This is a genomic window from Mesorhizobium sp. M7A.F.Ca.CA.002.05.1.1 (assembly GCF_003998335.1).
Taxonomy (GTDB): domain Bacteria; phylum Pseudomonadota; class Alphaproteobacteria; order Rhizobiales; family Rhizobiaceae; genus Mesorhizobium.
Window position 1 is genome coordinate 1 of the sequence record NZ_RZQI01000657.1, and the last position, 3,414, is coordinate 3,414.

At 63.4% G+C, this 3,414-nt stretch carries 4 protein-coding genes and 1 pseudogene; 1 reads left to right on the forward strand and 4 read right to left on the reverse strand.

Annotated features, from left to right (window positions below; genetic code table 11):
- The 3 genes from EN939_RS26060 to EN939_RS26070 form a co-directional block, all read right to left on the reverse strand.
- Positions 1-1,253: acyltransferase family protein (locus tag EN939_RS26060; protein ID WP_164751222.1), on the reverse strand; the 1,253-nt coding region annotated here is incomplete at its 3' end.
- A 261-nt stretch (positions 1,254-1,514) separates the two neighbouring features.
- A complete protein-coding gene (locus tag EN939_RS26065; protein WP_127270646.1) occupies positions 1,515-1,820 on the reverse strand; it encodes a hypothetical protein in 306 nt (101 codons plus the stop codon).
- Positions 1,821-1,985: 165 nt separating this feature from the next.
- The gene (locus EN939_RS26070; RefSeq protein ID WP_127270648.1) at positions 1,986-2,732 is read right to left on the reverse strand and encodes a helix-turn-helix domain-containing protein; all 747 of its coding nucleotides are present in this window, start codon (positions 2,730-2,732) and stop codon (positions 1,986-1,988) included.
- A 228-nt stretch (positions 2,733-2,960) separates the two neighbouring features.
- Between EN939_RS26070 and EN939_RS26075 the strand changes: the two genes are divergently transcribed.
- Positions 2,961-3,317, forward strand: coding sequence for a hypothetical protein (locus EN939_RS26075; protein WP_164749118.1), 357 nt, complete (start codon positions 2,961-2,963; stop codon positions 3,315-3,317).
- On the opposite strand, the pseudogene EN939_RS39310 reads toward EN939_RS26075, so the two are convergent.
- Positions 3,260-3,414: pseudogene (locus EN939_RS39310) on the reverse strand (Crp/Fnr family transcriptional regulator); the annotation flags it as partial. The gene EN939_RS26075 and the pseudogene EN939_RS39310 sit on opposite strands and share 58 nt — an antisense overlap.

A 3,414-nucleotide genomic window follows, 5' to 3' on the forward strand; every position in this document is an offset into this window, starting at 1 on the left:
TCGGCCGCCTGCTCGATGCCGCGCTGCTCGGGGCCGATATTGCGCGTGGCCAGATGCGCGTTGGCATAGGCGACCGCCACGCCGGTGCCGGTCAGCATCAGCGCGGGAACCAGCACAAGGCCGGGAAAAGCGCGAAGCGGTTTTGCGCCTGGAATGGCCTTGGGAAAGGCGCGGGCGCCTACCGCCATCCAGGCGCCGTGCCGCGCCGGGTCTTCGATCAAATGATAGGTGAGCACCGACAGCGCGAGCGCCAGCACGCCACAGCCAAGGCGCTGCGGCACGGAAAGCTCCGGCGCCAGCATCCCGGCATAGACGATGACCGGCCAATGCCAGAGATAGAGCGAATAGGAGAGCGTGCCGATCCATTGCAAGGGCGGCAGGGACAAAGCGGCGGCCGGGCCAAGGGCTTGCCAGCCGGTCCGCCTGTTGGTCTGCGGCCCGCCGATGCCGCTCAGCAGCACCAGCACGGTGCCCGCCACCGGCAGCAACGAGTACCAGCCGGGGAAGGGCAGGTCCTCGCTCAACAGGAGATAGGCGGTCGCGATCAGCGCCAGGCCGAGCCAGCCAAGTGCTGCCCGCAGCCAGATGCGGTGCTGCAGCAAAGCCATGGGGACCAGCGTCGCCAGGCCGCCGGCGGCGAACTCCCAGGCGCGCAGCGGTGAAAAATAGAAGGCCCAGGCCGGCGCCGCGCTGGTCAGCCACTGGCAGGCGGCGAAGGAGGCAAGGCCGGCAACGCCGATCACGGCTGCGGCCGTTCGCCGGCCCGGCCGCAGCCAGGCGGCCAGCAGAAGCAGCGCCGGCCAGGCCAGATAGAACTGCTCCTCCACCGACAACGACCAGAAGTGGATGAAGGGATTGCTGGTGGCGTCGGCGGCGAAATAGTCGAACGACCAGCGCAGCAGCCACAGATTGATGGAATAGGCGGAGGCGAACATGGCGCCGCGCGAATAGAGCGCCTGCTCCTGCGGCGCCAGGATGAAGTAGCCGGCGGCCAGCGTAACCAGGATGACGAATAAAGCTGCCGGCAGAAGCCGCCGCGCGCGCCTGGCATAGAAGCGCCAAAGGTCGAGCCGGCCGGTCTCGCCGATCTCCTGCATGAGATGGGTTGTTATCAGCCAGCCCGAGATGACGAAGAAGATGTCGACGCCGGCAAAGCCGCCGGGGAGCGCGGTGAGGCCGAAATGGTAGGCGACGACACCGCCGACGGCGAGCGCGCGCAATCCTTGTATGTCCGGCCGGAACGATGCTGCCACGACGGCTCCTTCGTGCAAGGCCCAGCCCCTGCGCAACGTCGGCCGGGCAGGCTGATATCGCAATGCAACAAATTTATCGCAGTGCAACATAGAGCAATTTTATCGCGGTGCAACATAGCAGGAATGGGAAATGGGCCGGCGCGCCGGCCGGGCTTGATCGTTGCGTGGCTTGATCGTTGCGTGGCGGGCTTGTCCGTGCGCCCCGCGGCAGACGCAAAACAGCCCCGCGAAGGGGCTGTTTCTCATCGGGCCGCTGGATTGCTACTTGCTGCCGCCGTTCGCTTTCACGCTGCTGCAGAATTCCGGATGGCTGTTGGCCGCAGTGGCGTCCTTCGCCTCGTCCTCGCAGGCCTTCATCATCGCGGTCTGGTCGTCCGGCGTAAGGGCCTTCCAGGCCTTCACGAAATCGTCGTCGCTGACCATCGTCTTCCTGCTGGAGTCGGTGTAGAAGGGCTGCATCTTGGCCGGATCGTCGAGAGCCGACGTGCCGGTGTCGCTCGCGGCAAGCGCCGTACCGGCAACCATCGAGAGCGTCATCGCGCCGAAACAGATCATCTTGATGTTCATGGCGGTACTCCTCCTGTTGCTTTGGGATCGTCGAAGCAACGATCAGCTGGAAAACGACAGGTTTGGGTGAAAGTTCCGGGGTTTTTTGCGCAAAAATCCCGAAACGAAGAAAAATATAGTCGAAAAACTTGAAACTTTCCCCGATTTTTCCCGTAAGAAGCGAGTTTATCGGGTCTCTCGTGCGAGACTGACCACCAGCCGATCGACACTGGGGTCGTCGAGACTGACGATATGGGCCATCTGCAGCGCTCGCCTCATGCTGATCCTGGCGACGTCCTGCCGCATGATGACGGATACAAAGGCCGGCCCTGATCCGGTGAGGACGATCGCCCTGCCTACCAGAACCGGTTCGGAGATGGGAGCCCACTGCACGGTCATGATTGAGGGCTCGGTGGTCTGGCGCCGGTTGATGCCGGTGAAATAAATCCAGTTCAGGCGCGAGATCGCCACGCCGTAATGGTTGCCGGGTATTCTCGAGCCACCCCGGCCATCGCCCGAAGCCCAGCGCGTCACCCGCCTGAAGGTGACGAGATCGGCCTCGCGCCGCACGAAGGTGACCGAGCGCATCAAAAAGTCGGGTCGGCCGGGCATCGAAAAATAGGTGAAATATGTGCCTCCGGCGATGGCGGGCGACGGCGGCCGCACCATGTTTTCGTACAGGGCCTGGCGCAGCGTTGCGTTGCCGTCGCTCTTGGCTGCCGCGGCGGCCGGCTCACGATACAGCTCATTCTCATCGATCTTGAAATAGTCGCAGATCAGCCTTGCGGTGGCTTTGTTGGGAACCGCCTTGCCTTGCAGATAGCGCTCGAACTGGGTGCGATTGATGCCAAGCTCACGGCACACCGCGCTGACGGAAGCGTGGCGTTGGACCAGCCGCCTGAGATTGGCGGCGAGATTCTCGCGAATTGGCACGACATCTCCCCGACAGACGTACGGACCAGTATTCAAGCGATTGCTTATATACAGTTGCATGCCGTGGCGGCGGCGCGAAGATGGACCTTTGGCCAATAGGCAACGACCCGGTGGCGCGTAGACTGTACGATTCTGACAGTCCGGCTATGCAAGCCGTGTAAATGGGCGTATTTCGATGGCAAGAGCGACCTGAGATCGGCCTCTCGACATCCTGCAATGGAGGGCGGTTTGGATCATACCGGCCTGGTCGAGCTTCTGGACTACACGCAAGCGCAATTGACGAAGATCCGCCAGGCGGTCGCGGCCAGCGATCACGCCGGTGCCATGTTCACCATCGACTGCCTTGTGGGAGCGGCGGCCGAACAGACGAAGTGCAAGCTTGCAAGTCTGGAGCATGCCGGGTTGCCGATAGCCAAGGATGGACCGATCGACGGGGATGGGCCGATTGGCCGGGGCGCATTTAAAGGCGGTGCGGCACCGCCCGGCAAAGCGACATCGGGCAAGCCGGATGCGGCAACCGCTCCTGATCAGGCCGCGCCGATCTCGCCGATCAGCCTTGTATATTCGGCCTCGGCTTCGCCGTAACTGCCATTGGCGAGTTCCAGCAGTCCGGCGCGGTCGCGAATGACGATCTCGCCCCGACGCGAGCGGATCAACGCGCGGCCTTCAAGCAGTTGGAGGG

Bases quoted from the DNA above. Each gene is read 5' to 3' on its own strand.
- EN939_RS26065 (WP_127270646.1), bottom strand. From the start codon at position 1,820: ATGAACATCAAGATGATCTGTTTCGGCGCGATGACGCTCTCGATGGTT.